Source organism: Pseudomonas sp. HLS-6 TE3448 (assembly GCF_053629555.1).
Genome location: NZ_JBRJIO010000001.1, coordinates 3,978,743 through 4,004,740 on the forward strand (window position 1 = coordinate 3,978,743; position 25,998 = coordinate 4,004,740).

At 61.2% G+C, this 25,998-nt stretch carries 17 protein-coding genes; all 17 read right to left on the reverse strand.

Annotation, left to right across the window (positions count from 1 at the left end; translation table 11 throughout):
* Positions 1 to 69 precede the first annotated feature (69 nt).
* The 17 genes from AB7M23_RS18235 to tssH all read right to left on the reverse strand — a co-directional run bounded on the left by AB7M23_RS18235 (position 70) and on the right by tssH (position 25,981).
* A complete protein-coding gene (locus AB7M23_RS18235) occupies positions 70 to 1,047 on the reverse strand; it encodes a TauD/TfdA family dioxygenase (protein ID WP_454242197.1) in 978 nt (325 codons plus the stop codon).
* A 53-nt stretch (positions 1,048 to 1,100) separates the two neighbouring features.
* Complete coding sequence (locus AB7M23_RS18240) at positions 1,101 to 1,817, reverse strand: thioesterase II family protein (protein WP_099774857.1); 717 nt, start codon at positions 1,815 to 1,817, stop codon at positions 1,101 to 1,103.
* Positions 1,818 to 1,935: 118 nt separating this feature from the next.
* Positions 1,936 to 4,338, reverse strand: coding sequence for a penicillin acylase family protein (locus AB7M23_RS18245; RefSeq protein WP_454241596.1), 2,403 nt, complete (start codon positions 4,336 to 4,338; stop codon positions 1,936 to 1,938).
* Between the two features lie 44 nt (positions 4,339 to 4,382).
* A complete protein-coding gene (locus AB7M23_RS18250) occupies positions 4,383 to 6,050 on the reverse strand; it encodes a multidrug ABC transporter permease/ATP-binding protein (RefSeq protein WP_454241597.1) in 1,668 nt (555 codons plus the stop codon).
* Entirely contained in the window at positions 6,047 to 7,699 is a 1,653-nt protein-coding gene (locus AB7M23_RS18255; protein ID WP_454241598.1) for a multidrug ABC transporter permease/ATP-binding protein, read from the reverse strand. Before AB7M23_RS18255 ends, AB7M23_RS18250 begins: the two co-directional genes overlap by 4 nt.
* Before the next feature lie 65 nt (positions 7,700 to 7,764).
* Positions 7,765 to 9,084 (reverse strand): lysine N(6)-hydroxylase/L-ornithine N(5)-oxygenase family protein, encoded by a 1,320-nt coding sequence (locus AB7M23_RS18260; protein WP_099774865.1) that lies wholly within the window; start codon positions 9,082 to 9,084, stop codon positions 7,765 to 7,767.
* Between the two features lie 114 nt (positions 9,085 to 9,198).
* Positions 9,199 to 9,402 carry an MbtH family protein gene (locus tag AB7M23_RS18265; protein ID WP_099774866.1) on the reverse strand — a complete coding sequence of 68 codons (204 nt, stop codon included), beginning with the start codon at positions 9,400 to 9,402 and terminating at the stop codon, positions 9,199 to 9,201.
* A gap of 103 nt (positions 9,403 to 9,505) precedes the next feature.
* Positions 9,506 to 10,546: a GNAT family N-acetyltransferase gene (locus tag AB7M23_RS18270; RefSeq protein WP_454241599.1), complete on the reverse strand. Its 1,041-nt coding sequence runs from the start codon at positions 10,544 to 10,546 to the stop codon at positions 9,506 to 9,508.
* A 69-nt stretch (positions 10,547 to 10,615) separates the two neighbouring features.
* Entirely contained in the window at positions 10,616 to 12,856 is a 2,241-nt protein-coding gene (locus AB7M23_RS18275; protein ID WP_454241600.1) for a TonB-dependent siderophore receptor, read from the reverse strand.
* A 492-nt stretch (positions 12,857 to 13,348) separates the two neighbouring features.
* Positions 13,349 to 14,029 (reverse strand): hypothetical protein, encoded by a 681-nt coding sequence (locus AB7M23_RS18280; RefSeq protein ID WP_454241601.1) that lies wholly within the window; start codon positions 14,027 to 14,029, stop codon positions 13,349 to 13,351.
* A gap of 62 nt (positions 14,030 to 14,091) precedes the next feature.
* A complete protein-coding gene (gene tssM, locus AB7M23_RS18285) occupies positions 14,092 to 17,391 on the reverse strand; it encodes a type VI secretion system membrane subunit TssM (RefSeq protein WP_454241602.1) in 3,300 nt (1,099 codons plus the stop codon).
* A gap of 46 nt (positions 17,392 to 17,437) precedes the next feature.
* Entirely contained in the window at positions 17,438 to 18,649 is a 1,212-nt protein-coding gene (gene icmH, locus AB7M23_RS18290; protein WP_454241603.1) for a type IVB secretion system protein IcmH/DotU, read from the reverse strand.
* On the reverse strand, positions 18,646 to 19,986 hold the full coding sequence (tssK, locus tag AB7M23_RS18295; protein ID WP_454241604.1) for a type VI secretion system baseplate subunit TssK: 1,341 nt from the start codon (positions 19,984 to 19,986) through the stop codon (positions 18,646 to 18,648). The genes icmH and tssK overlap by 4 nt, the downstream gene beginning before the upstream one ends.
* Entirely contained in the window at positions 19,973 to 20,512 is a 540-nt protein-coding gene (gene tssJ, locus AB7M23_RS18300) for a type VI secretion system lipoprotein TssJ (protein ID WP_454241605.1), read from the reverse strand. Before tssJ ends, tssK begins: the two co-directional genes overlap by 14 nt.
* Positions 20,499 to 22,589: a type VI secretion system Vgr family protein gene (locus AB7M23_RS18305; RefSeq protein WP_454241606.1), complete on the reverse strand. Its 2,091-nt coding sequence runs from the start codon at positions 22,587 to 22,589 to the stop codon at positions 20,499 to 20,501. Before AB7M23_RS18305 ends, tssJ begins: the two co-directional genes overlap by 14 nt.
* A gap of 9 nt (positions 22,590 to 22,598) precedes the next feature.
* Positions 22,599 to 22,970: a DUF4280 domain-containing protein gene (locus AB7M23_RS18310; protein WP_454242198.1), complete on the reverse strand. Its 372-nt coding sequence runs from the start codon at positions 22,968 to 22,970 to the stop codon at positions 22,599 to 22,601.
* Between the two features lie 383 nt (positions 22,971 to 23,353).
* Positions 23,354 to 25,981 (reverse strand): type VI secretion system ATPase TssH, encoded by a 2,628-nt coding sequence (gene tssH / locus AB7M23_RS18315; protein ID WP_454241607.1) that lies wholly within the window; start codon positions 25,979 to 25,981, stop codon positions 23,354 to 23,356.
* Positions 25,982 to 25,998 lie beyond the last annotated feature (17 nt).

The following is a 25,998-nucleotide window of genomic DNA, read 5'->3' on the forward strand; positions in this document are numbered from 1 at the left end:
AGAGTAGAAAAGCAGCGCCCGGTTGGGCGTCTGCACAATGCGAAGTCATCAAGAGGCCATTGACCCGTTTCAATCAGCTCGGTGGCCTTGAGCCATGGCTACCACCACCTTGCGCGGCCCTTCGAACGGGTGACGGGCGTGGGCGGTGAGCATGTTGTCGAGCATGAGGATGTCGCCGTTTTGCCAGGGGAAGCTGATCTCCTGTTCGGCGAGTACGCCGCGCACTTCATCGAGCAGGCTGTCCTCGATCGGCGAGCCGTCGGCGTAGTACACGTTGCGCGGCAGGTCGTGCGGTTCGACCACCTCCAGCAGCGAGGCACGCACCTCAGCCGGCAAGTTGGAGACGTGGAACAGGTGCGCCTGGTTGAACCAGACGTTGTCGCCGGTGCGTGGGTGCACCGCCGTTACCTGGCATACCTGGCTGGTACGCAGCTCACCGTCCTCCTTCCACTCACAGGCCACGCCGTGGCTGCGGCAATAGGCTTCGACATAGGCCTTGTCGGTACTGCCGAAGACATCTTCCCAAGCCACATCCAGGCCGTTGCCAAAGTTGCGCACATAGCGCAGGCCACGGCGGACAAGGTGTTCGCGCAGGCGCGCATCGATACGCCGGTACACCTCGCGGCTGTCGGCAATCGGCGTGGCGCCGCCAACCGTTGCGGCCTGGGCACAGTAGAACCAGATGCGCATCGGCCATTCGCGGGTGTAGGCCTGCTCGTTGTGCAAAGGAATGTGCTGGTGCTTGGGGTATTCGGTTGAGGTGTAGACGCCGCTCGACACCTTGCTGCGGGGTGTCGAGCCGAATTCGTAGCTGAGCAGCGGATGGCCGAACGCCGCCGCGAAGCCCTGGAATTCATCGATGCCGTTGACGTCGAAACCGCGGAACAGTAGCCCCCCGGCCTGCTCCAGGCGCGCACCGGCCAGGTCGCTGAGGGCGGCGAAGTTGGCCATCAGGGGCGCCCGCTCCTGCTTTGGGGTAATCAATAGCGGCAGGCTCTGGCCGGGAATCAATGCCTGGACGTCGACGCCCCAATCGGTGCAACTCATGCGTTCGTGCATCTGTGTAATCCTCCTGAACGCCGCCTCGGCGGCCTGCTGATTCATCCGCACACCCGTTCGCTGCGGCGCAATCGCGCAAGGTGTGCGCGCAGGTGGTCGAGCACCTGGGCTTCGCGCGCATGCAAAAAGAAGTGATCACCGACGAATGAGGTGCAACTGAAGGTGCCGAGGGTTTCACCGCGCCAGGCTTGCAGGGCGGCTGCGCCTATCGCGTCGCCATCACCGCCCAGCACGTGCACGGCACACGTCAGGGGTGGCCGGGGTACCGGGGCATAGTTGGCACACAGGCGAAAATCGGCGCGCAGCACCGGCAACACCATCGCCATCAGCTCAGGGCTGTGAATGACCGCTGCAGCCGTGCCGCCAAGCCGCTGCAACTCGTCGATCAGGTCAGCGTCGGCATCCAGCCGCGTGTAACGCTCATCGTCCCGATGACCGGGCGCGCTGGCACCAGAGAGGAACAGTTGCTCAGGTTGCGGCAACCCGCCGTGGCGCAAGGCATGGGCCACCTCGAAGGCAATCAGTGCGCCCAGGCTGTGACCGAAAAAGGCGTAGGGCGCATGAAGATCGGCACGCAACTCGGTGACCAGTTGTGCAACCAGAGGGGCCAACTGCTCGTGCAACGGCTCGCCAAAGCGAGCACCACGGCCCGGCAGCTCGACCGGTCGAACATCGAGCCAGGCCGGCAAGCCGCGGCGCCAGCGTGCATAGCACTGGGCGCTGGCCCCGGCATAGGGGAAACAGAAGAGTTTTACCACGAGGTCTTCTCCACCAATCGTCTACAACGCACCACAGAACCTGATGCGTGTATGGAACGTTATGCAGAGAAGACGAATGACAATGAGAATAATTTACAACAAGTGATACAGAACCAGATCAAGGCCTAGGAGCCAGTTCCAGGGTGTGATGTGCCTGCTGCTCAAGCCGTTTACGCTCGCTGATCATCGGCACCAGGCGACCGTTGGCCCAGCCCTCCAGCATGTCGCTGTAGTGCGCTGAAAAGGGATTGCCAGACTGACCGCTACTGAGGATGAAACCGGACGCTTGCGGATCATTGAGGTCATACACCGCACGCAGGCCTGGCCCGACATCGTCGAGGTACTGCCTACTGACCGGGTCGTAGTAGTAACCGGCATAGTTCACCGTATCCCGACCACCATCGTTGGCAATACTCAGGTTGAACAGCCGCGACAACACAGGCACATCGCCGAACACGGCATGACGGGACACGGCCTTGTGCGCATCGCCCCACTGCCACCCGCTCATGGCATCGCCGTACTGCTGGCTCAAATTATCCAGCGCTTGAGCCAGGGAGTCGCCCAGCAAACGTCGGCAGGCCGTGACGCCGTCTGCCTCACCCAGGGCTTCGCCACACCAGCGACTCGCCCCCGCGCGATCCGACAGCACCGAAGCGATAAAGGCAGGGTTGTGTGCGCCAATCTGCTCAAACAGGTCCCCCAGGCGTTCGCCATACAGGCGCTCGGTGAACAGGCGCAACCACTCGGCATAGATCAGCGGCTCGGCGCGCTCACGCAGCATCGCGCCATCCCAGTTGGCCAGGCGTTGCAAGGCTTCGCGGGTGCGGGAGTCTCGCTCAGGAACCTGCAACATCAACGGCAGCAACTGGCGGGCTACCGGATTGCTGGCGTCCATTTGCATGCGCTGCATGCCGTCGCGCGAATGGTTGACGCCTTCAGCCAGCAGTTCATGAATACGCTCAGCGCGATACGGCAGTACCCAGTTGGAGGTAATCCAGCGGTTGTAGCCCGGTGGCGTGATTTTCTGGTTTGCGGTGACCAGCTCGCCATTGGCCGGGTCGCGCTGTTGCGGCAAGTCGTCAAACGGTATGAACCCTTGCCAGTCATAGCGGGCCTCCCAACCGGGTGACGGGGCGCGGCCCATCAGGTCATTATCGGCTTGACGCTGCGGCACCCGGCCGGCAGCAATAAAACCGATGCTCCCGGCCGTATCGGCATAAACGATGTTCTGTTGTGGCGAGTGAAAGTTCCGCGTTGCGGCCAGCAATCCCGAACCATCGACTGCCAGCGCGGCCTTCAACGGGAATTGCAGGGAAAGGTCGTCATCACGCAGCCCGACCCACTCCAGTGCCATCACCCCGCCCTCGCCCGCCAGGTGCCCGGCGCGCTCCAGCACATCGGAAATCACCGGGCCATGGCGTGTGCTACGTACACGCAGCAGAACATCGTCGCCATCCTTGACCCGAATACGCTCCTCACGCACGGCAAACGCAGCACTGCCCTCAGGCGTCAGGTAATGGCTGCTGTCGCCGGGCAACTGCTTTTCCAGAAACAGATCGACGACATCCGAATGGGTGTTGGTGAATGACCAGGCGACGTGCTGATTACGGCCCAGAATGACCCCGGGCATGCCCGGCAATGTCGCACCGATGACATCCAGCCCCGGCGCATGAAGTTGCGCCAGGTACCATAAAGTGGGCGCGCTGAGCATCAGGTGCGGATCGTTGGCCAACAGTGGCTTGCCACTGTCGGTACGGCTACCGGCCAGCGCCCAGCTGTTGGAGCCGATGCCCACTGGCTGCCGCTCGGGCAAGGCAGCCAACAGCCCGGCCCATGGGCTGCCAGTGCCGGCATAGCGTTGCTTGAGGTCAGGCAGCACGGGGCGTTGATCGCCGGGATAGGCGGGCATCAGCTCGGCCACTTGCGCCGGGCTGAACTGTTGGCTCAGTTGTGCCGTGGCCAACTCATCCCAGAGATTGCCGGCCATGCGCCAGGCCATGAGCCGGAAAAACGCCAGCGAGTCGCTGGGCTGCCAGGGCCCTGGGCGAAAGCCGGCAATCACGAACTCTGGCGCCAATATCGGGTGCCCGGCCAGGTAGGCGTTGACGCCTTGGCTGTAGGCGTCCAGCGTGGCCCGGGTATTGGCATCCAGCACGGCCAGGTTGCGTTCGGCGATGGCCTGCAACCCCAGGGTGCGAAACACCCGGTCACTGGGCAACGCCTGGGCGCCGAACACCTCGGCCAAGGTGCCGGTGGCCATGCGCCGGTTCATCTCCATTTGCCACATCCGGTCCTGGGCATGCACGTAGCCAAGGGCGAAATAGGCATCAGCCGGGGTTTTCGCGAACAGGTGTGCGATGCCATCGGCATCACGCAGCACATCGACAGCGGCAGACAAGCCGCTCACCGACACCCTGCCCTCGGTTTGCGGCAACGAGCGCCAGGCGTAGACCGCCATGGCACCTGCCAGCAGCAGTAACGCCGCCAGCAGGAGGATGGCCAAGCGTTTCAGATAGATCATCGGGCTTCCGTTTCAACTGATCGATAGGCAATCACCGGGCGCCCTCAGTCGCTTGCGCTGAGGGCTGCCACGGCATCAAGAGAGGCGCGAGCCCGGGAAGGCCCCTGGAGCTCGACAAGTTGGCCGCCGTCCATCTTCAGCAAGCGATCGGCGAGGTGGAAATAGCGCTCGTCATGGGTGATGGCAAACACCGTTTTACCGGTACTGCGCAAATACTCCAGCACGCCGAGGTAGAACAGCTGACGGTATGCCGGGTCCTGGTCTGCGGCCCATTCATCCAGCAGTAATACGGGACGCTCTTCCAGCGCAGCCAGCATCAGTGCCAGACGTTTACGCTGGCCCTGGGAATAGGCCGTGCTCGGCAATCGCCCGTTGCTGGGCGTCACCTTGTCGCTGAGGGCCAGGCGCTCCAGCCATTGCGCCACCAGCGTCGAATCGGCCGTAGCGCCCTTGCCATCAAGCAACTGGGCAAACAGATGGAAGTCGGAGAACACCGCCGCGAACAATTGCCGGTAGGCAGGAAGTTGCTCCACCGCCAAAGGCTGACCATCAAGCAGAATCCGGCCGCTGTCGGGGATGCTCAAGCCACACAGCAGGCGTGCCATGCTCGACTTTCCGCTGCCGTTGCCGCCGATCAGGAACACCACTTCGCCGCGCTTCAGGGTCAGGTTCAACGGCCCTAGCGCAAACCCACCTTCACCGTCACGCTCGGCGTACCGGTAGCACACGTCTTCCAGCACAAGGTGCTCCCAGTCCGCTGGCAGCGCCTCAGGCAAGGCAAACCCCGCCTGATAGGGTGCCAGCGCCAGGCTGTCGAGTTTGGCCAGCGCGACATTGCCGGCAATCAGCCCGGGCATCGCCCCGACCAGCAGCCCCAGCGGTGTACTGAGGTACAACAGGCTGATCGCGAACGTGGTGGCGACGGCACGGTCAGCCCAACCAAAGTGGCTGGCGAGAAAGAAACTCACGCCGATGGCCACCAGCAGCATGACGCTGATCCAGTTGCTGTAGGCACTGTAGAACAGGTCGGCGCGGCTCTGGTGATAACGGTCCGCCTGGGCACTGCGCTCAAACTCCTCCTCATAGACCCGCCGCGCGCGGTGCCGATTGAGGCGCAATTCCTTACGCCCTTGCAGCACGGCAAGGTAACTGCCGTACAACTGATCGGCGGCCTCGCGGGCACTGGCCACTTCCCGGTTGGTGATCCCGAGCAAGCGCCAGGCCACCAACAGTGCCGCCCCGATCAGGGCCAGGGTCGCCAGAAACAAGGGCCAGGACAACCAGGCCAGGTAAGCACTGGCGGCGACGGTCAGTAGTGCGCCGTGAACCACCGCCGGCAGGCGTACGAAGGCTACCGACAAGGCTTGTACATCGACACTGAGGCTGGCCTGGAGTCGCGGCGCCCCCAAAGCGCCGAGGCGCGCCAGGGGCGTGTCGAGCATTCGCTTGAGCACGGTATTGCGCAGCGCCAGCACGCCGCGATGACCCAGCGTGGTCATGCCGATCTGCGCAATCACCCCCGAAACCATGACGGCAAGCAAGAGCACCGTGAACTGGGCCAATGCAGGCCCGAGTGCCGTACCGGGTTGAGCCAGACGCTGGTTGATGAACGCGATCACGCCAACACCGATGCCGGCATTCACGATGCTCAGCAGCGTAATGAACAGCGCGAGCCCGGGGTGGCGCCCAAAGAGCATTCGCATCAGTCTCATGGCCATGCCCTCCCGCTATGCACGTCGTCTGGGCCAGGCACCGGTAACGCGTAGAGCTGCCCGCCCTCCATTTTCAGAAGCCGGTCAGCGAGGTGAAAGTAATGATCGTCATGGGTAATCGCAATGACGGTCACACCCTGCTCGCTCAACTGCGGCAGCAACTGCTGATAGAAGGCACGGCGATACGCCGGGTCCTGATCGGCGGCCCATTCGTCAAGCAGCAACACGCCCCGCCCCTCGAGCACCGCAAGCAGCAGGCCCAAGCGTTTGCGCTGGCCTTGAGACAGTTCCAGATCAAGCAAGCGCGCCTGCTCGATGCGAACTTTGTGCGCCATGCGCAGCAGGGCCAGCCAGGCCTGAACAACATCACGCGGAGCATCCTCACCCGCCACGCCAAGGAGCTGGCGAAACAGGTGAAAATCGCTGAACACGGTACTGAACAACTGCTGGTAGGCAGCAAGGTCATGCTCGCCCACGGCTCGACCATCGACCCGCAGGCAACCGGTATCGGGCCGGTAAAGCCCGGTGATCAAGCGTGCCAAGGTGGACTTGCCGCTACCATTGCCACCGACCAGGAACACCCGCTCGCCGCGTTGCAGGGTCAGGTCCAGGGGGCCGACAACAAAACCCGAACCGTCCTCGGAGCGGTAGCGGTACGTCACGGCGTCCAGCTGCAAGCGCTGCCACCCCTCGAACGCCGTGGCAGCGGGCAGGTCGAATTCTTCCCGGTACGGCTGAAGTTGCAAGGCATTCAGCTTCTCCAGCGCCACGTTGGCCCCCAGCAGATTGGGAATCGCGCCCATGCTCGACACCAACGGTGCGCGCACGAACAGGATCACCACGGCAAAGGTCGACGCCACGGTGTAATCGGCCCAACCGTAGCCACCGACCAAGGCAAACACCAGCGCGAGGCTGGCCAGGATCATGCAGTTGACCCAGTTGCTGTTGGACCAATGGAAGGTATCGGCACGCACCACGTGATGAAAGTAGTCACCGGCACTGGCCAGGTACTCCTGCTCGTACAGGTGCTGCGCCCGGGTGCGGTTCAGTGCCAGCTCCTGTCGCCCCTCGATAACTGCGCGGTAATGCGCGTGCAGTGCATCATCCGCCTCGCGCAACTGGCGCATGTGCGCCTGGGTACGGCACATCAGCTGCTGGCTGACTACCACCATCAACGCCAGCCAGGCCAGGGTCGCGCCAAACAAGGGCAACGACAACCAGGCCAGGTAGCCAAAAGCGACCAAGGTGAGGATCGAGCCATAGACGATCTCCGGCAGGTTGATGAACCCGATGGTGATCTTCTGCACGTCGCCGCTCAGGCTGGCCAACAGACGCGCACTGCCCAGGCTTTCGAGACGATCCACATCCGAATCCAGCACTTGCTTGACCAACCTGCGGCGCAGACCATGAACAAATCGATGCCCAAGGCTGGCGATGAAGGCCTGCACGCCGAAACTCAACGCGAACAGCAATACCAACAAACCCGCGAACGCAAGCATCGCACCTTCGACAGCCCCCTCGGCGTCCATCAGGCGGTTCTTGATGAAGGCGATGACGCCAACATTCAGCACCGCGCTGGCCGCACTCAACAGCAACACCCCTAGCAACGGCCAGCGATACTGCCGGTAGATCAAGCCAAGCACCCCCATTCGTCCTCCCTTGGTTTAAACAGGTTGCGAAAAACAGCCTTTGCAACGGCCACTGCCAGCAGCGGTTACGCCCGCGCCTGTCGACCGCCCTCTTCACGCGCATGGCTCCAGGTCAGCGGTGGTGGCACGGGCGTTGTCGCATACAGCGGCTTTTCCGCGATGCTGTTGATGATCACTGCCGATCGCCACGCGGCCAGACTGAGTTGCGGGTCTGCAATGCCATGGGTGTATCGGCCCGCGTTCTGGACGTAAATCCGGTTACTCGCGGGGCCATCCCACTGCGCGGAATAGTCCTGATTGAGCACCAGGCCACCCTCCTGATCATGGACCAGCCGCGGAATCAAGGCGGCGATGCACTTGGGCAGGGTCTGCTGATAACCCGTGGCGAGAATCACCTCATCGGCATCGAGGCGTTCGCGGGCACCGTTGAAACCGTTGTGGTTCGTGAGCTGGAAATGGCCGCCGTGGCGCTGCATGGCCACCACTTCACGCTGCGGCAAAATGCGTGCAGGCACCGCTTGCGTGTTCAAGAACTCGTTCTCGTACAGCGCCTGGGACAATTCGCGCAAGGTCACCGGCGATACACCGTCGCCCGCCAGTTTCTGTTGAACCACCAAGCGGCGCTTGTCGGCTTCCGGCAGCGCATAGAATTCACGCACGTAGTCCGGAGAAAAGTATTCGTTGGTGAACGGGGTCTCATCCAGCGGTTCAAGGTTGGCACGGCGCGTGATCCAGTTCAGCTCGGACACCACCCCTCGACGCCCGGAGAGCACATCAAGGAAGATCTCCGCGCCACTCTGCCCGCCGCCCACCACGGTCACCCGCTTACCGGCCAGCGAATGCTGCGCATGCATGTAGCCATGGCTGTGCTGACAATGTTCACCGCCCAGCACGCGCCCCCACTCGGGAATGTGCGGCAGCAAACCGGTCGCGACCACGATATGCCGGGCTTTCAAGGACGGACGATTGGCGAAGCCGATGACAAAATCATGGCCATCGAACGTTACCTCCTGAACGTCGCTGGAAAACGCGACATTGGTCAACTGCTCAGACACCCAGCGCATGTAGTCCGCGTATTCGACGCGGCGCACATTCGTGTATTCCGCATTGATGAATCGGTAGAAGCGGCCTTTGTCGACCAGATAGTTCAGGAAACCATAGCGGCTGGCCGGGTCGACCGGCGTGACCATGTCCTTGAGGTAGGACGTCTGCATGTAGGTGCCGGGCAACATCATCCCGGCGTGCCAGTCGAAACGCGGCCTGCGCTCGAAGAAGCAACTGTTGAGCTGTGCCTGGGGGACCATAAGCGCGGCCAGACTCAGGTTGAACGGGCCGACGCCGATTCCGGCGACATCCAGACGCTTGGCCATTTGCAGCAGTTCCATCACGCGCTCCCTCTTGGTGCCCCCGCGCTACCGACTTCGGTCAGACAAGGAGGCATTGATACATGGGGCGGAGCAAACGCATCCGCCCCTCAATTCCCGGCAGTCGCCGGCCTGTCAGTGGGCCAATTGCTGTTGCAGGCTCAAGGGCCGCATGTCGGTCCAGACGCTGGCGATGTAAGCCAGGCACTCCTGCCGCAGGCCGCGCTTGCCGGCCTCCTGCCAACCTTCGGGAATCGCCTTGTATTCGGGCCATATGGAGTATTGCTGCTCACCATTGACGACCACGACGAAGACTGCGTTTTCACTGTCAAAACTCATAGTGTTCCTTCCTGTCGAACGGAATCATCGAAATGATTCGTAGGCAGATGCCTACAACCTGTTTGGGCTTGTCGAGGAAGTGACGAATGAGAATGATTTTAATTTAAGCGCAAGTCACCAGCGCCTGTTGGCCATGGTTCGGCGCATCGGCGAAGAACACTTCGCGCGGCAAGATCATCATGGCTGCGCGCTTGTGCGGGAAGTCGAATTCCTTCTCGCGATAGAAACCGGCCCGCTGCAGATAGTTGATCATCTTCGCGTTGTCGGCACGCGGCTCGGCCACCACGCGCTGGGTGCGGGCGTCATCAAGAAACAGGAAGTGCGCCAACGACGACAGCCAGGCACTCACCCGGTGAGCACCCCGGTAACGCTGCTCCCCGACCAGCATATGCACGCCACGGTCGTAATCTTGCACGTCGTAGTACGGCGCGATGCGGTCTTCGCGGGCCCAATAGGCCTCGAAGTACGCAAAAGGCTCATCATTGAAGCAGGCGATCAGGGGGTGCACTTTGGGGTCTGCCAGCAAAGCGTCCAGGTAGTCGCGATGCGCCTGCTGGCTGCCGGTCATTTCCCAGAACGCCGCTACACGCGGGTCATTCTGCCAACGGCTGAACACCTCCAGATCCTGCTGCGGATCGAGCGTGCGCAACGAAATCGTCTCAGCGATTTCCGCCACGTAACGTCGATACACCGTGCCAGGCTGACGCGGTGCACGTTGCGGATGGCGCTTGCCATTGCTCAAACGGTACTGCAACGGATACTGGCTGGACGGTGGATAGGCCAGCCAGGGTTGAGGATGCTGGCGGAACAAGTGCTGCGGGCAAATCAATGCTTCGCTGTCGGGTGCATGAACCGCCAGGCCTTCGCGCAACAAAAGGCTGACCTGAGCCTGCCCAGTAACCGACAGTGCAAGCTCACGTACCGGGTGCACCAGGAACGCCGCATGCAAGGCGGCCAGTGTCAGGTCCTTGACCCGCTCGACCTCGCACGGCCGCAGCATCAACCGGGCACGTTGGCCCCCCGTAGCCACGACGAGCGAGCCCACAAAGCGACCTTCGAGGTCGATGTTCAATTGATCACCCTGCTGCTCGATGGACAGTCGGCGGCCATCGACCTGCAGGAGGGATAAAGGAGAAAAAATCATGACAACACCTTGCTTGGCGGATGGGTTCACCCCCTCGATCCTGGAGGGGGCGAAGATGGCTACAGACGCTTACCAGTTGTAGGACACAGAGGTGGAGAGCATGCGCGGGTAACCGTAGTTGCAACGGAATTCCGTGCCTTGGCAGGTGGCATAGTTATTGTCGAGCAGGTTCTTGGCGTTCAACTGCACACGCCAGTTTTCCAGGTCGTAATGCACCATGGCGTCCACCAGGGCATAGGCCGGAATATCCAGTTTGTTGGCATCGTCACCGTAGCTGGAGCCGACATAGCGCACGCCAGCGCCAAAGCCCAGGCCTTTGATATCACCGTTCCTGAAGGTGTAATCCGCCCAGATCGAGGCCATTTTCTCCGGCACGTTGTACGGCCGGTTGCCTTCATAGTTGGTGTCCTTGGTGATCTCGACCTTGTTGTAGGTCAGGCTGGTAATCACGTTGAACGATTCGGTGATGCTGGCAACCGCTTCCAGCTCGACGCCGCGAGACTGGACCTCGCCAATCTGGACCTGCCGCTGGCCGCTCGGGTCGGTTGGATCGGGGGTCGGAACGTCCTTCTTGCGCAGGTCGAACAACGACAGCGTCACCGAGCTGTTGGAGCCCTTGGGCTGGTACTTGATACCCAGCTCATGTTGCTCGCCGGTGGTCGGCTTCATGAGGTCGGTGGTCAGGCCCACGTTGGGGGCGAATGATTGAGAATAGCTGTAGTACGGCGCCAGGCCATTGTCAGCCAGATACACCACACCTGCGCGGTAGGTCGCCTTGCGGTCGTTACGCTGGTTGGTACCCGCTGCGTTGCGCGCAGTCGCGTAGGCACCGGTACCACCGTCGCTGTCCTGGTTCACACGCGCCCAGTCAACCCGGCCACCCAAGGTAAAGGCAAACTTGTCGATCTTGAACTGATCCTGGGTGTAGATACCCAGCTGACGCACCTTACTGACCACGTCGTTGGACGTCGCCAGGTCGCTCGGTGTCCAGTTGCCGTAGGTTGGGTTATAGAGATCGAAGGGGTTCGGGTCACCGCCCGGGCTGCCCTGGTTGAAGATGTCGTAGGTGGTGTACTGCATGTCACCGCCCAGGGTGACGTTATGCTCGACAGGGCCGGTGTTGAAGTTTGCATGGGCCTGGTTGTCCAATGCCCAGCCAGTGACGGTGGTCTTGGAGGTCAACGCACCACGGTAACCCTGGCCAAAGTCGCCTGGTGCCAGGTCTGCCGTTGGTGCAGGGTTGTAATAACCCAGGCCATAAATGGACTTGTAGTCCAGGGTCAAATGGCGGTAGCGGAAATTCTGCTTGAAGCTCCAGACATCGTTGAACACATGATCGAAGGTGTAGCCGATGCTTTCCTGATCGCGATCGAAGTGGTCGAAGTCCGGCTCGCCAGCGAACAGGTCGGTGTCATAGCGGCCCAATGGGTTGGTTTTGACCGTGCCCTCGTACGGCAGGTACTGGAACACCGAGCCCAGGCGCTCGTGCTGAACCTGCGCAAGGACTGTCAGCGAGGTGTTGTCATCGATGTTCCAAGTCAGTGCCGGGGCGATGAACCAGCTCTCTTCGTCGACATGATCGATCTGCGTGGAGCCGTCCTTTATCTGCGCAGTCAGACGCCCCAGGAAACGGCCATCGTCATCCAGCTTGCCGCCAATATCGAACGCACCGACTTTCTTGTCGTAACTGCCGTACTCGGCCCGGATCTCACGAATGGGCGCCGCGGTCGGACGCTTGCTGACCTGGTTGACCAGACCGCCCGGCGAGCTTTGGCCGAACAGCACCGAGCTGGGGCCACGCACCACTTCAACACTTTCAAGGCTGTAAGGGTCGACACGCCACATGCCGTAGTTGCGGTTCAGCAGGTTCAGGCCATCGAGAAACAGGCCATCGTTGGACTGATCGAAACCGCGGATGTAGATGTAGTCATTGCGGTTATCGGCACCGAACGGCTCGGCGTTTACCCCTGCGGTGTAACGCAGGGCTTCGCTGAGGGTTTGCGCATCCTGTGCGTTCATTTGCTTGCGCGTGACTACCGTAACCGACTGCGGGTTTTCGATCAGCGGCACGTTGCTCTTGGTGATGCCCTGCGCTTGAGTGGCGACGTAACCGGTGTCTTCCACCGCCTTGGCCTCCACTGCCGAAGGCGCCAACTCCACATACGTCCCGGAGCCGGTATCGGCTGCGTTCTGAGCGTACGCCACGCCCATCGGCAGCAGCGAGCTCAACGCCGTCACAGCCCCCAGCCCCAGCCACTGTGACGAGAACGCACCGGCCCCGAATTTCCCTGCACTAGACCCCAATTTCATGACGCTCCCCGCTCCCTGTAGACGTTGTTGACTGTCGCTATTGAGAATAGTTTACAGTTGCGAACGCTAACAGGAAACACTTCACCCACGCAAACAGGTGGTAGCGCTAGCCTTGCGGCAGCAATTGTGTGCTGTAGATATCGAGTCGGGCATTCACCGGCCCACCAAGCCGCATCGGTTGAGATCTTGGGTCGTACTGCTAACCTGCGGGGGCCAGTGGAAGGTTTGGGTAGGGGGAGTCGTGGATCGTATCGGATAGCTAAACGAAAATCGCCGCATAGTTACGCGCCTAGAAAAACTCGCAAAACATTATGCGGCGATGGCCTCACCTACTTGTGCTACGTGGCGTTTGAGACAGTAATTTACGTATGAAATACGAGACCATTAAAAAGAATATATTTTATTCAGAGGACCTCACACCAATAACACATCGAATTTTTTAATCACGCACTTTTTGCCCCACTACGGGCGTGGCGTGGCACAATTAAATCATCAAAAAACCCTTACAGGGTGACCTATTTCATTTACAATCCGTAATCTTTCAGCAAGCATCATCAAGCGATTATACCTCTCTCTATGCTCAGGAAGGCTGTCCATGTTTTTACGAAAAACACAAACCTCGATAACCTTTATTCGCCCAGTCTCTGGCAAACCTGGATAAATATTGATGCCTTCCTTACCCACGAGCAGCACCTCATTATAACTAAACGTGTTCACCAACAAATCTTCCGGAGTACGAATCTGATTAAACCCACCCGGCATTACTACCTTTTTGCGAAGATTTACCCCTGAAAAAATAGCATCTGCCAAAGCAAAGGAGTTCGTTACTCGCCGCCCCCCCTTGGCACTTACGTCCTGTTCAGTCCCAATATGATTAGGAAAAGCGAGATCACGATGATGCGTGCCCAAAATGTTCTGAATCGGCACATCCAACACAAAGCCCAACTCACCAAAAGCAAGCGTCCGCCTTGGTAAAAGTATATCCAAAGCCGTCATGGCACTCGCATCAAAGAGCGATGCACTGATTATATCCCATGTTTTAAACAGATCTTCCGCAGGATTATTCAGCAGCGGACTGGTGGTCTCATAGCATTCACGTATTGTATGTATCAATGCCCGGCCCGGCCGTAATTTATTTGTCTCCCATCGCCTCAAAATCTCAACCTTACTCATAGCACACCTCCACATCCTGTTAAAGAATTACAACAACCACCTTCAAGCTATTAAATTGCCACTCATGGCCTCCCACGCACATTTATTGACACAAACGCTGCATTAACATCCACACAATCAAACCGCCTCACCCCCTGACTATCAAACGGCGCACCCGCACGACCCACACGTAACTGCAAGCGCACTTCTTCGCCCTCGAAATCAAACACCAGCTGACGTGCCTCGGGATCTTCGGTCGGGATTTGCCGTGCCTGGTCGATCAGGCGAAACCACGCCCACGGCCCGGTGCTTTTGCGGATGAGGGTGCGGCCGTCAAGCAGTGTCACGCTGGCCCGGATTTCGCTGCCCAGGGCTTTGCCGGGCCATTCGAACAGCGCCGACCCCAGCGGCCCATGGCTGTAGTTCAAGCGCGCACCGTCGTAGTCCAGGGTGAAACGGGCGATGCGCTCGCTCATCATCAGCGGGCTGAGTTCGAATGCCAGCTGTGCCTGGTGTTGGCCCGCCGGGAAAAAGCTGTCGCGCAGCTGTGCGGCGTTCTCCAGGGTGGCCAGCAGTGGCGCACTGACGCCGCCCACCGAAGCGCCCTCGTTCAAGCGCCAGGGGCGTGACCGGGTATCAAGCTGCCCGTCCAGGTGCTGCTCTACAAAGCGCTGCAGCACGCCGTCAGCCGCAAACAACCGGTTGAAATCGTCCAGCGACGCCTGGGTGTCTGAATCGCCGTCGAACGGGTAACGCCCGCTCAGCGCACGCTCACAGAGGGGCGCGACGTCGCTGGCCCATGCACGCTCAAGCACGTGTCGGGTGTGTTGCTGCACGTGCTGCTGACCGACCTGAACGATGTCCAGCATCATGGGTTGAAGCAGCGCGGGCAGTTGCTCCACCTCTTCCCTCAGGCGTTGCAACGAATCGCTGGCGTCCATGGGCACTTTCTGCCGCACGCCCTGTTGGCTGGCGTCGATGAACAAGGCGGTGTCTTTCAAGGCGAGCAGCAACTGCTCGGACGTGCTCGCCGGTGCCTCGGCCGCCAGCCATTGGTGCAGGGGCTTGAAATGCTGGGTGACCGGATGAGGCAACGGGCTGACCGCCGGTACCGGTTGAGCCAGGCCAACCCGCTGCTGCAAATGCTCGCCTTTCTGCAGGGCGCGCTCCAGCAAGCCGTGGGATGGTAGTACGGGCGACAGCTGGGTGTGGCGCGCCGCCGCGTGCAACAGTTCCAGCAACGGCGAGTCGCGTTGCGCCAGTTGCAACAACCGGCGCGGTACATGTTCGGACTGATCCAGGCCGCTGACTTGCAGGTCGTCGAAAAACGCCTCCCACTGCTCGATATAGGCCTGATGGTAGAGCGCTAGCACCTCGTCCTTGATGGGCTTGATGCTCAGCACCTCAGCCTGCCCCATCAGGCGTCGCTCTTGTACAAGCGCTAGCGCCAGCATTGGCTCGACGCGTGCGCTAAAACGCCGGTGCCCCTCCACGGTGTAAAGCCCCGGTACCCCACGGGCCTGGGATTCTCCGCTGCGCTTGGTGAACAGCAACAGGCCGCCCGCGCCCAGTACAGAGGCGATACTGAATTCGCTCAAGGTGCGATCATCCACCTGCTCCAGTAGCTGCCGGTACAACCGATGCGCCACAGGTTCAGCCGCCAGCTGGTTGCGCGCCTGCTCGATGAGCCCGCGGTCCAGTGGCCGTGGCGTAGACAGTGCCAGGCGTTTGAGCAACCGTTGCAGGTGCTCGTCAAACTGCTGATGCTGCGCGTCACTCAGGCGGCTTCCGGCACTGTCGCGAAAGGCGCTGGCGTACCACTCGCCCAGCGCTTGCGCATCAAAGCGCCCTTCACCGCCAAGCATCAGGTACAACGACAGGCTCTGGCGCAGTGTTGCTTCGCTAAGGGTTTGAGCACGGCGTAGACGATCTTCGAGACGCTGCAGCAGATCGGCCAGCACCTGCTGTTCAAGGGCATGCGCATAGGCTTGCGCCGCATGCAACTGCAATTGACGACCGGTCGACCAGGGCAACCAGCCCTGGTCGAGGGTGTGCGCCATGTGGGCGAGCCGATCAAGCCGCAGCAGGGTGTCGCCCCCCAGCACCGGGGTGTTGGCATGATGGGGCGCCTGCTGTAACGCTGCTATCTGTTGATCGGCGTGTTCCAGGCGACGGGTCTGATCGCGGTGCAGGCTGAGCAACAGCAGGCCGAGCATCAGGCTGATTGCCGGCACCAGAACGTGTGCCCATGACCTGCCCCATGCCAGCCCCTGGCGCATTGGCGTGCGCAGTCGGCCGGGGCGCCAACAGGTGTGCAACGCCCGCAACAAGACCGGGGCCGGCGATTCGACCGTGGCCGGTTGTGCACTGAAACGCACCGACTGCAGGGCGACCTGGGCAATGCCGCGTTCTTGGGCCAGGGCCGTTTCCAGCACCGCCTGCAGGCTCATGGAGAGTGCGCGCCACATCGGCGTGAAGCCGAACAGCATGGAGCGCACCTGAACATCCGGCTCGCGCTGAAGACGTTCGAGCGCGGTGCTGTGCAGGTCGGCAATCAGCGCCCTCATGCGCGGGCCTAAGGTCGCGAGCAGGTCTCGGTTACGCAGGGCAGGCGCAAACGCCAGGCTCAATTCACGCCGGTCTGCCGCCAGCCACGCCAGCGACTCCGTGTACCCAGGCAGTTGCTCACAACCGCTGACGATCACCTGCACCGACAGGGCGTTACCAAAGCGACTGGCCAGTTCTTCAAGGCGCGCACGGAGCATCAGTGCCAACTGATCGCGTTCGGCAACGCTCGCTTTGTGTAACTGCAGCGCCGACAGCACCAGCAGGATTCCGCGCGGCAGTGTGCCGCCAACCTCAGCCTGTTTGAGCTCATCGAGCAACAGACGCCACAGCCGTGCCTGCTCAGGTTGAGACGGGCTCAGCAGGCTGCCGTTGATATCGAACAGGGCGAAACCACTCACCGTGGCACAGCGCAGGTCGTCATCGGCGTTGCCGCTCAGGCCGAGCAACGGGCCCTTGTCCAGCCCGGGCGGGCCGATCAGCAAGAACCCCGGCAATCGGCCACTGGCGCGTTGAAACCAGGCCTGCAGCCGCTCGCGCAGCAGCCGTTCCCGGTCCGAACAGGCCTCCTGCGGCGCGGCGTCGGCCAAAGGCGCTGGATCGGTTTCCTTTGTGCGCTGACGCCGACGCAGCCATAGCACCAGAGCCAGGACGGCAAGCCCGGCGCAGAGCAGCAGACGGCTAGCCACGCTGGCCAAGGGTGCGTAACCATCGACTGCCAGACGCTGGCCATGCATCAGGACCAGGTACATCATAACTACAAGGCCCAGCAGCGCCGAACAGGCGAACAGCAGGGTTTTCATGGCGCGCAGAAGCATGGCAGCAACATCCGCAAGTAAAAGGTGTGTGGGAATGCCGTCTCAGTCAGCCTTGCGTGGGATAGGCGAAAATTTCCACGCGACGGTTTCGGGCACGGTTATCCGGGCTGTCATTGGCGAACAACGGTTCAAGCTCACCACGCCCCTCGGCGGTATAGCGCAGAGGGTCAATGTCATTGCCCACCAGCGCGCGAAGCACGGTCTCGGCACGGGCCAGCGACAATGCCTGATTGGAAATCAAGCGGGTCGCCACCGGCGTGTCGTCACTGTGGCCAATCACCTTGATGTGCACCGGCCACTGCTCCAGTGCAGCGGCAATACGCTTCAATACAGGCTCGTAGAGCGACGCCACTTCGCTACCGCCGGCAGCAAACAAGCCGGAGGAACTGATCGTGATGCGCACGCCAAGGCCGTCTTCAAGCAGGTACAGGCGACCGGCCCGTACGTCTGCGGAAAGCGCCAGGGCCAGTTGCTGCGCCAAGGTGTTCAGCGGTGCCTGCTCCAGTGCCTGCAACCGCACCAGGGTTTGGTAGGAACGGTTTTCCAGGTGATAGGCCAAGCCGGCCGCCAGCATCACCAGCAACGCCCCACACCCCCACCAGACATAACGGCGACGGCTGAAGTAGTCATGACGCCAACCACGCACCTGCTCATCCGGGCTGACCGCGGGCAGGTAGCCGCGTTGCATGCGAATCGTTTCGAACAGGTGGTTACGCCGCAGCGCAAGCGCGGCGCGCCCTTCACTCTGAATGCGGTAGCGGCCCTCCAGGCCAAGTGCCAGGCACAGGTACATCACTTCCAGCAGCGGGAGGTTTTCCTCAGGCTTGAGCTCTGCTGCATCGAGGTAGCCAAAAAAACCGTCTCCTCCCGAGGTCTGGCCATGGAAGATCATCAGCAGGCTGTGTTTCGACCACTCTCCCCTGCCCCATTCAGCACTGGAGATGGTCTCATCGAGCAGCGTACACATCGCATACTGGGCGCGCTCAACCAGGCTGACCGGTACGCGATCCTCCACCGCCTTTCGATGGAACGTACGCATCTGGGTGACCAGATGGGCGCGCAGATCATCAAGGTCGGGCGCCTGCTCAAGGCTGCGCAGCAGCACGACCTCATACAGCAGGTCACTGGCATGCAGCCCAAGCCCTTCGCTGCTCAGCGCGGGCAAGGCGTCATGTGGCCGCGCTGTCGGGGCCGGCAACGCCGACGCGCCCCAGCGCGCCTTGATGTTTGCAAGAGGGGTCCAGAAACGGCGTTTCATTGAGGCTCCTTGATCGCCCAGAAGGCCAGTTGCAAGCCCGGAAAATCACCGGCCACATGCAGGCCGAAACCGGCGCTGCTGCCAAGTGCCTGCCACAACGGGTTGTCGCGCTGAAGCTCGAAGTAGCTGAAGCCTGCGTAATACGGCAGTTCACGCGGCGCGGCCGGCAGAACACAGACGTTGATTCCGGGTAGCTGCAGGTCGACGAGGTCGGCAACGCGTTCGCTTGGCCCAACCTTCAGGCACGTCGGGAACACCTTGCGCAGTTCGTCATCCGGCACTTGCGCACGCACTGCAAGTACAAAGCGGGCGCTGCCATACAGGCTGGTGTCGAGCACCGCGGCAACACGAATACCGTGTTCACGCTCATTCAAGGCCAGGGGCACTACATCGGTTCCGGCCTGCGCACTGAGGATATGAGCCAGGTCGATCATGACGGGGTCGAAGCTGTCGGCGAGCCGATCATGCCGGTACACCGGATAGGACTTTGGCCGCTTGCTGGTTTCAGAGAAAATCGCCAACTCACCAGCCAGGGCGACCAACTCACGGAACAGGACCTCGGGGTGCAAGCCTGGGTAGCTGGCCAGGTGGGCGAGCATCGGCTCGGCTCGGTTGATCGTCTGCAGCATCAGAAAATGATGGACCTCGGCGATTCCACCCAGCCCTGGTACGCCCATGTTGGTCGCCAACATGTAGCCCCGCTGCCGAACACGGCCGAGGAAGTCATCCACGAATGCCGCCAGCCGCGGCGCCAGGCGCCAGTTCAGAACCGGAGCAATGAAGGCCTCATCCAGGCTGACCTGGCCACCGGAACTGCGTTCAAGCACCCGGGCGACATCCAGATACACATGTGACTGCTCGACGTCTTGCCGACGTGCCAGGCGCAGGTTGAGCCGGGCAAGCTGCAAGGTCGCCTCTGCGGCACCCTCGGCGGTGCTGTCCTGCACCGTGGCCTCCAGCCGATGGTAGCGCGACAGGCTGTCGGCGGCAGGTGCGTGCTCGACGTCAATGTGTGCAGCGCCCGCCCTGGGCAAGGCCAATACCACGTCCAGCCCGCGTGCGCCTTCAGGGACAACAAAGCCGGCCTGCGCCAGGCCTTGGCTATCGAGGCTGAACAGCGTGCCATCGGGTAGAACACCTGCACACTCGAGCAACTGGATTCGCCCCAGGAGCAACTGCGCCGGGTCGAGTTTCAGTGCGCTGAACCCCCAAACGTTAGCCTGTACCGCTTGCAACCCCTGAACCAACTGCGCCTGCACGTGGCGTTGTTGCTGTTGGAAATGTTGCGGCTGGAGGAACATGCCTTCCGACCAAACAACCCCGTCATTGCTGAGCATGTGTTAAGCCCTCTGCTAGTGGAATGGCCTGAACCGATACCCTGTCACGCGCCAGGTTCACCTTCAGTACCTCGGGGCTTTGGGCTTGAAAGACATCTACCGCGCGCCATTGAGCGTTATCCAGGTCGCGGTACTCCGCGACCACGCCCACCAGGCGCATCTGCGGATGGGGTACGAAAAGGTGTTCGCGCCGTTCGCCAGGGCTTAATTGAAACGTCTCGCGCATGAGCCAGGTCGCATCGGCCGACGACTCATTGGCATGCTCAAGCCGTGACAGATCCGCCTTGAGGAAGGTTGTGGCATCGCTCAGCTGATAGAACGTGAGCAACACAGGAGACGGACGACCGAAGAGGTTCGGATTGACATCGAGCGCCGCCACAATGTCCACGCGCTTTTTCGGGTCGAGTGGCGCAGGCGCCTGAAACCAGCCGAATGCCTGGCAGCCCTGCAGCAATCCCAGGGCCATCAGCAATGTGCCACGCAGCACCGTGCGCGGGACCTGTGCAATGGTGTTAGTCGCGGCCATCATCAGCCTCCTTGGGAGCTTTGGTTTTTTTCGGTTTTTGCGGTTGTTTGGGTGACGGCGCCTCTGCGGACGCCGAGCTACCCTCGCCGCCCCCGTTGATATCGACCTTGCCCTTGCCGTCGATGGCCACCATCGCGCCATTGATCGAAACCCCCTTGGGGCCCAACTCCACCGTGCTGGAACCGGCCTTGAGCACCAGCGTCTGGCCCGCTTCAAGGGTGATCGTCTGGCTGCCCTTGACGTCGACACTGCTGGCACCGAGCTTGAACTTGCCGCCAACCTTGGTATCGCTGTCTGCGCCGATGTCCAGTGAATGCGCGCCGCCCAACTTGACCTGCTGATCAGCGCCCACCTCGAGCGAGCAACTGCCGTTGATCGCACAGGCCTGGTCGCCACCGACATCAAGCGAGTAGTCCGTGCTGACCCGAGCGTTAAGGTCACCTTCGATGTGCTCGTGGGCGTCTTTCATCACCTGGCGGTAAGCGTTGCCGCCTACCTTGAGGTGTATGTCGTTGCCGATGTGTTCAAAGGCATCGTTACGCACCGTGATGTCCTGGTTGCGCCCGGCATGGAACAACAACTGCTCGGCGCCGCCCTTGTCCTCGAAACGCAGTTCGTTGTAGACATCCTCGGCACCCAGCGACTGACTCTTGATGCCACTGCGAGCGACCTGCGCGGGTAACGCGTAGGGTGGCCGCATGCCGCCGTTGTAGAGGCTCCCGGTCACCAGCGGACGGTCAGGATTGCCGTCGAGAAATTCCACCACGACCTCTTGGCCTACCCGTGGCAGGAAAACCGCCCCCCAGCGCTGCCCGGCCAGGGGTTGCGCGACACGCACCCAGCATGAGCAGTTCTCGTTGCGCTGGTCGCTACGGTCCCAGTGGAACTGCACCTTGATCCGCCCGAATTCGTCGACCCACAGCGGCTCGCCCTCCTTGCCGACGACGAACGCGGTCTGCGGACCAACGATCTTTGGCCGTGGCGTCTTGAGTTCGGCGCGGTAGCAACCGTCGCTGCGGATCGCCACGAGCTGACAACTGAAACGTGGGCCACTGACGCCGTAGGTCGAGGTCACACAGGTTGCCTGAAGCTGTGCCTGGACGATCAGGTACTGCGTGTTCTGATTGTCCTCGGGATGCCCCTCAAGGGTGAAGCAGCCCCCGGGCAGAAGATACGGCGCGCAACCTGCTGCGCGGATGCGCTGCTGTTCGGCATTCAGCGCCTGTACCCGAACCTTGGTCGCTGCCTCCCCCGCAGTGACATCATTGAAGTGCCCTGGGTAGTGGTAGTGTTCATAAGTGGCCTGATCATGTGCCATGACCACCGAGGCATCGGCGCCGAGCACGCTGGCTTCGCGGGTGTTGGCCTTGGTGAAATCGAAGTCCGTGGCACGCACTCGACCACTGCACACCACCTGCTCCGGCACCCACGCCGAAAAGCGATTGAACAGCTCGGGCTGCCCTCCACCCAGTTCAAACCGATGATCACCTTCAAGCAGCGTGTGCTCGCTCATTGAATCGGTGATCACCAGGCAGTGCCCTTCAGCGGTGTGCCGGAAAAAGTAGTAAAGCCCGGCCTCCTCCATCAGGCGGCTGACAAAGGCGAAATCGCTCTCACAGAACTGCACGCAGTATTCCAGCGCCGGGTACTGCTCAAGGGGCACACAGTCCAGGTTTCCCGGGTATGCGCTCAGTACCTCCTTGAGCACCTCAGGTACCGACATGTTTTGAAAAATCCGGCTGTTGCTCGCACAGGTTGCAAACCATAACCAGGGGCGCAGTAAAAACTCATAGCACGGCAGTTGGCCCTGATCCGCCACACGGCGGAAACCACAGATGTGCGCGTGCAGGACACGTGCAGGCGCTTGAACGTCGTACGGGAGCTCGACGACCAGGGGCTGGCCCAGCCAATCATCGGCCTTCAGTTCGCCCTCCGGGCTCAGGGCCTTGACCGTGTATTCAAACAACTGGCTCAGCCCCTCGCTACCGTCCAGGCCGGCGAACAACAGCGCACTGGAACCTGGCGGCCCGGCGAAGGAGCAGGAGGTAGGGGCGTGTTTTGCAGAAGCGCTAGTCACGTGCAGCCCTCAGGCAATCATCGTTTTACGGGTACCGGGCTGAACGATCTTGATCACGCCCCCCCAGTTGCACAGGCAGGTGCATTGGCTATGCAGCGCCGGCTGCCCCGCGAGATGGGTCTTGGTAGCGCCGGGTGTCCAGGGCGAGGCCGTTGCCGGCACACAGGGCATTGGGGTCAGTACCCCCATTGCCGCAGACGTCGCGGCGGAGACCGTCGGATTGGTCATCGACGAACACACGCCGAACGGGGCGATGTTGACCATCGGCTTGTGGTCCATGATGTTGGCGGCGGGCTGGCCTTCAACGTTGTAGCGGTTTACCGGCAGTACAGCCAAGTTCGCAGGCGCGGCCCCGAATGAACACCGTAACAGCGCCCCCATTACAACTTGTTCTGGCACAGCAGCCCCTCCGCTGAATAATTGGTTACGTTATGCGGCAACCGACACCGATGAAAACGTGAAGCGGTATTTTGGCCAAAACCACGAAGCGTTAAATAGGAAAAATCCGAGAGGCACGAAGGATTTTCAGACAGCGTTTTGTTTAACCCAATGGTTTGATCGCACACCCATTTCATCTATTCACCCGCCAAACTCATTTGCCAGTACGCCAAACAAGCAAACACCTCGCGCCCACATAGCCAACAGGCGCGCGGTGTTAAACCGTGCTGTTTTAAACCGAATTGTTTTAAACCGAGTTGTAGCGAAGCAGCCTCTGTGGCCTGAGCCACGCGCCTTAAAACGGGGAGTGCCGACTAAAAAAGGCCTTAGTCATTGGCAAACTCGTAAATAATCCCTGCATCGCCAACCGATAAACTGACCCGTTGAGGCACGGTCTGATTTATTTCGCCCAGCAAGAATGCGCGACTGAGCTGCGGTAAAAGCCCATTCGTCAAAATGGAATCAACCATGCGCCCGCCACTGTGTATATCGGTGCACTGGCTGACGATATAGTCCACCAATACCGCGTCATAGTGCAGCGGTACCTGATAACGCTGTTCTACGCGTGCGGCAACGCGCTTTAGTTGCAACTCGACAATACGGGCCAACATGTCGTCGTTGAGCGCAAAGTACGGAATGGCCACCAGGCGACCGAGCAGCGCGGGCGGGAACACGCGTAGCAGTTCCGGCTTGAGCCGCTGTTCAAGGTCTTGGTCCGTCTCGGTGCCTTGCCGGTTGAACAGCACTTCGGAGCCCACGTTGGTGGTCATCAGGATCAAGGTATTGCGAAAATCGATGACCTGGCCCTCGCCGTCTTCCATCCAGCCCTTGTCGAACACCTGGAAGAACACTTCATGGACGTCGGGGTGAGCCTTTTCAATCTCGTCGAGCAGGATCACGCAGTGCGGCCGACGGCGCACCGCCTCGGTCAAGACACCGCCTTCACCGTAACCGACATAGCCCGGCGGCGCGCCCTTGAGCGAAGCAACGGTGTGCGGCTCCTGGTACTCACTCATGTTGATCGTTACCAGGTTGTGCTCACCGCCATACAGCAGTTCCGCCAGGGCCAGGGCGGTTTCCGTCTTGCCTACGCCAGAAGGGCCGGCAAGCAGGAACACCCCTACCGGTTTGCCCGGGTGATCGAGCCCGGCACGGGAGGTCTGAATACGACGGGCAATCGCTTCCATCGCATGAGATTGGCCAATGACACGCTCACCCAGGCGCTCGGCGAGGTTGAGGATGGTTTCAATTTCATTGCGCTGCAGGGTGCCCAGCGGAATGCCGGTCCAGCCTTGCAGCACGCTGGCCACCGACTGCGCGTCGACATCCGTCAGTACCAGGGCAGGCACTTCAGACTGGGCGGCGTGCAAGCGCTGCTGCAATGCTTCGGTGCGCTCCAGAAAGGCGGCCTGCAGTTCAGCCTGCTCCACGCTTGGCGCGAGGTGCTCGGTGCAGAGGCGTTCGCGCAACTGCTGGATCTCGCCGACCCAAGCGGTTTGCGCCTGCCAGCGCTTTTCCAGCTCAGCACTGCGCTGCTGTTCATCGCGCAGTTGCTGCGAAAGACGTTGCAGGCGCTCAGGGTCGAGCAGGCCAATGGCCTGCTCCGTTTGCACCACCACTTTTTCAGCGCGCAGGTTTGCAATGCGCTCGCGGCTGTCAGCCAGTTGTGCGGGCATCGCTTGCTGACTGATGCCAACCCGCGCACAGGCGGTGTCGAGCAGGCTGATGGCTTTATCCGGGAGTTGGCGATCCGGCAGATAACGGTGTGACAGGTGGACGGCAGCCACCACCGCCTCATCGAGGATCTGCACCCGATGGTGACGCTGCAACGTGGGCAGCACACTGCGCAACATGGTGATCGCAACCTCGGGGCTCGGTTCGTCTACCCGCAGCACCTGAAAACGTCGCTTGAGCGCGGGGTCCTTCTCGATGTGCTTTTTATACTCGCTCCAGGTCGTGGCGCCGATCGTACGCAGTTTGCCCCGCGCCAGCATCGGCTTGAGCAGGTTGGCCGCGTCACCGGTACCGGCCTGGCCGCCTGCGCCGACCAGGGTATGCACTTCGTCGATGAACAAGAGTGTCGGTTGCGTGGCCGCCTGCACCTCGTCGACCACCTGGCGCAGGCGCTGCTCGAACTCGCCCTTGACGCTGGCACCGGCCTGCAACAAGCCGATATCCAGCGCCAGCACGCGGGCCACGAGGAACGCTTCGGGCACGTCACCGGCGACAATTCGCTGGGCAAAGCCCTCGACCACAGCGGTTTTTCCAACGCCCGCCTCACCGGCCAGCAATGGGTTGTTCTGACGCCGACGCATCAAAATGTCGATGAGTTGACGCACCTCCTCATTGCGCCCCAGCACCGGGTCGAGGTTGCCAAGCCGTGCCTGCTCGGTGAGGTCGCTGGTGTAACGCTGCAATGTGCTGGAAGCTTCACGGGGCTGGTCCGTTGGTGCTCCGTCACCGGGTACCACGGGCTGCTCCGGTGAACGCTGGACAATTTCGTGGAACTGTTCGAGCAGCGTCTCACGATTGATCTTCTCGAACTCACGGGACATTGCGAACAAGGTATGCCGCAAGCTTCCCGTGCCCAGCACACCGAGCAACAAGTGACCGCTGCGAATTCTGCTCGCATCCAGTTGCAGCGCCCCATACAACCAGCCGCGCTCCATGGCTTCGTCCAACTGAGCGGAAAGGTCGACGACCGAGGCCGCCTGCGCGGGCAAGCGGTCGAGGGCACTGATCAAATCGCTGGAAAGCGTGCCCGCGTTCAGGCCGAAGCGCTCGTTGATGCGTCGCAGGTCGGAGTCTGGCTGTTGCAGCACCAGCTGGAACCAATGCACCAGCTCAACGTAAGGGTTGCCTCGTACCCGACACAAGGTTGTGGCGGACTCCATCGCCTGATAAGCCAAGGTGTCGAGCTTTCCAAAAAGCTTGGCGCGGCTGATGTCAGTCATGGCGCAGTTCCTGTTGT

Bases quoted from the DNA above. Each gene is read 5' to 3' on its own strand.
- AB7M23_RS18235 (WP_454242197.1), bottom strand. From the start codon at position 1,047: ATGAGTTGCACCGATTGGGGCGTCGACGTCCAGGCATTGATTCCCGGC.
- AB7M23_RS18245 (WP_454241596.1), bottom strand. From the start codon at position 4,338: ATGATCTATCTGAAACGCTTGGCCATCCTCCTGCTGGCGGCGTTACTG.
- AB7M23_RS18250 (WP_454241597.1), bottom strand. From the start codon at position 6,050: ATGAGACTGATGCGAATGCTCTTTGGGCGCCACCCCGGGCTCGCGCTG.
- AB7M23_RS18255 (WP_454241598.1), bottom strand. From the start codon at position 7,699: ATGGGGGTGCTTGGCTTGATCTACCGGCAGTATCGCTGGCCGTTGCTA.
- AB7M23_RS18260 (WP_099774865.1), bottom strand. From the start codon at position 9,084: ATGGAACTGCTGCAAATGGCCAAGCGTCTGGATGTCGCCGGAATCGGC.
- AB7M23_RS18265 (WP_099774866.1), bottom strand. From the start codon at position 9,402: ATGAGTTTTGACAGTGAAAACGCAGTCTTCGTCGTGGTCGTCAATGGT.
- AB7M23_RS18270 (WP_454241599.1), bottom strand. From the start codon at position 10,546: ATGATTTTTTCTCCTTTATCCCTCCTGCAGGTCGATGGCCGCCGACTG.
- AB7M23_RS18275 (WP_454241600.1), bottom strand. From the start codon at position 12,856: ATGAAATTGGGGTCTAGTGCAGGGAAATTCGGGGCCGGTGCGTTCTCG.
- AB7M23_RS18280 (WP_454241601.1), bottom strand. From the start codon at position 14,029: ATGAGTAAGGTTGAGATTTTGAGGCGATGGGAGACAAATAAATTACGG.
- tssM (WP_454241602.1), bottom strand. From the start codon at position 17,391: ATGCTTCTGCGCGCCATGAAAACCCTGCTGTTCGCCTGTTCGGCGCTG.
- icmH (WP_454241603.1), bottom strand. From the start codon at position 18,649: ATGAAACGCCGTTTCTGGACCCCTCTTGCAAACATCAAGGCGCGCTGG.
- tssK (WP_454241604.1), bottom strand. From the start codon at position 19,986: ATGCTCAGCAATGACGGGGTTGTTTGGTCGGAAGGCATGTTCCTCCAG.
- tssJ (WP_454241605.1), bottom strand. From the start codon at position 20,512: ATGGCCGCGACTAACACCATTGCACAGGTCCCGCGCACGGTGCTGCGT.
- AB7M23_RS18310 (WP_454242198.1), bottom strand. From the start codon at position 22,970: ATGGGGGCGCTGTTACGGTGTTCATTCGGGGCCGCGCCTGCGAACTTG.
- tssH (WP_454241607.1), bottom strand. From the start codon at position 25,981: ATGACTGACATCAGCCGCGCCAAGCTTTTTGGAAAGCTCGACACCTTG.